This window comes from Spirulina sp. 06S082 (assembly GCF_034932145.1).
Classification (GTDB): Bacteria; Cyanobacteriota; Cyanobacteriia; order Cyanobacteriales; family Spirulinaceae; genus CCY15215.
On the sequence record NZ_JAYGHV010000477.1, the window covers coordinates 1 to 1,916 of the forward strand.

At 47.5% G+C, this 1,916-nt stretch carries 2 protein-coding genes and 1 tRNA gene; all 3 read left to right on the top strand.

Annotated elements, in window-relative coordinates; translation table 11 throughout:
• Window positions 1-101: 101 nt before the first annotated feature.
• The 3 genes from VB714_RS27145 to VB714_RS27155 all read left to right on the top strand — a co-directional run bounded on the left by VB714_RS27145 (window position 102) and on the right by VB714_RS27155 (window position 1,488).
• Window positions 102-521, top strand: coding sequence for a hypothetical protein (locus VB714_RS27145; protein WP_323228451.1), 420 nt, complete (start codon window positions 102-104; stop codon window positions 519-521).
• A gap of 27 nt (window positions 522-548) precedes the next feature.
• Window positions 549-1,427, top strand: a complete 879-nt coding sequence (locus tag VB714_RS27150; RefSeq protein WP_323228452.1) for a M48 family metallopeptidase — start codon at window positions 549-551, stop codon at window positions 1,425-1,427.
• A tRNA-Leu gene (locus tag VB714_RS27155) sits at window positions 1,406-1,488 on the top strand. Before VB714_RS27150 ends, VB714_RS27155 begins: the two co-directional genes overlap by 22 nt.
• The last annotated feature ends 428 nt before the right edge of the window (window positions 1,489-1,916 follow it).

The following is a 1,916-nucleotide window of genomic DNA, read 5'->3' on the forward strand; positions in this document are numbered from 1 at the left end:
CCGCCCCCCCCCCCCACCCCCTCCCCCCTCTCCCCCACCCCCCCCCCCTCCCCCACTCCCCCATCCTCCCCCACTCCCCCATCCCCCCACTCCCTAATCCTATGGTTGAACCAGTTGCTTCTCTCTACGAAAATGGCTTAGAACGCTACAAAAATGGAGAAAGTGCGGAATCTCTCATTCCCGTTTTCAAGGAAATTTGCGATCGCTCCAAAAAGAATGCTACGGCTTGGTCGAGTTTAGCCTGGCTGTATCTCTTGGTCGATAAGCCCCAGCAGGCCTTAAAAGCAGCACAAAAAGGGGTGAAATTAGACAAAAATTCCCCCCAAGGTCGTGTCAATCTGGCGATCGCGCTTTTAGAGACAGAAACAAAAGGGGTACGAGAACAAATCGAAATCGTTCAGAGGGTCATGGCCTTTAGTGCGGAAATTCGCCAAGAATTAGCCGAAAATATTGAAGATGGCTTGACCCGAAAACCCAACTGGGCTAGTCTGATTCGCGTTAAAAACTGGCTATTTACCTAAAATCACCATTTTCTCTTCTTTCTAAAAATGGCATCCCCCAAAATCCCTTTAATTGGCCTCAAAGCCGATCTCTTCCGACATCCCCTCGACTTGGCTGCAACCAATGCCTTAAAACAACTTCCTGGTATGGATGTAGTCATCCGCAGTTTGTTGGGTTCTGTGGCCGAGGATTTTTTCTACTTCAATAATATTGCTTCTAGTGTGCAGGTGAGCGATCGCCAACTCCCTCACCTACACGATCTACTCTTGGATGCTTGTAAAATCCTCGATCTCGATCCACCCCAACTTTATCTCCAGCAAAATCCTGTCCCTAATGCTTATACCTTTGCCATGCGAGGGAAAAAGCCGTTTATGGTTTTGCATACATCCTTGGTAGAAATGCTTACCCCGGAAGAGATTCAAGCAGTGATGGCTCATGAATTGGGACATCTCAAGTGCGAACATGGGGTCTATTTAACCTTGGCTAATTTAATCGTTCTTGCTTCGAGTGTTCTGCCCATTTGGGGGTCTTTAATTGCTCAATCTTTACAAGAGCAAATGCTAGAATGGTTGCGCTGTGCTGAGTTTAGCTGCGATCGCGCTGCTCTTCTCGCGACCCAAAATCCGCGCACGGTCATGTCAGTGTTGATGAAATTAGCGGGAGGATCTCCCAGTCTCTCTCCCTTGTTGAATTTGGATGCTTTTATCGATCAAGCCAAAGATTACGACGAGATGAGCGCGACAGACCTGGGAGAAATGCTGAAAACAACTCAAAACAGCCAATTAACCCACCCCGTCCCCGTTCTTCGCGCCCGAGAAATTGAGCGCTGGGCCAGTTCTCCTTCTTATCAAGACTTGCTAAGTGGAGGGAAATTAGGTTATAATGGCGAAAGTGACAAAAAACCGGGCAAGTGGCGGAATTGGTAGACGCACTACACTCAAAATGTAGCGGCCTTTGGTCATGAGAGTTCGAGTCTCTCCTTGCCCATAACATCACAAAAAACTCTTTTAAGATGGCTTAGAGATCGTATTTTCGAGTTTAGCAGGGTCGCGCTTTGGCTTCGCCAGGCGATCGCCTCACGGCGAAAAAAGGGAAGAGGGGAAAGAGGGAAAAAAGGGCAAAGGGTTAGAGTCCTGCAACAGGGGAGGAGACAACACGAAAACCGATAACGTGGTTATCGACATCGCGCGTATCGTTGTCGCGGTTGGACGAACGGCAGTAATCAGGGAGGTGATACCACGAACCGCCGCGCAGACAAGCATTTGTTTCATATCTTAACAATTCTTTAACTCAGATCTTGCACCTCATAAGACAAAGTTCAAAACCCCGCTCATGTAACCAAGGAATAAGTAACTCTAATTGTTTCAAAAGAGAAAGCAATAATAGATGAGGAAAGAGAAGAATTAATGCAAATT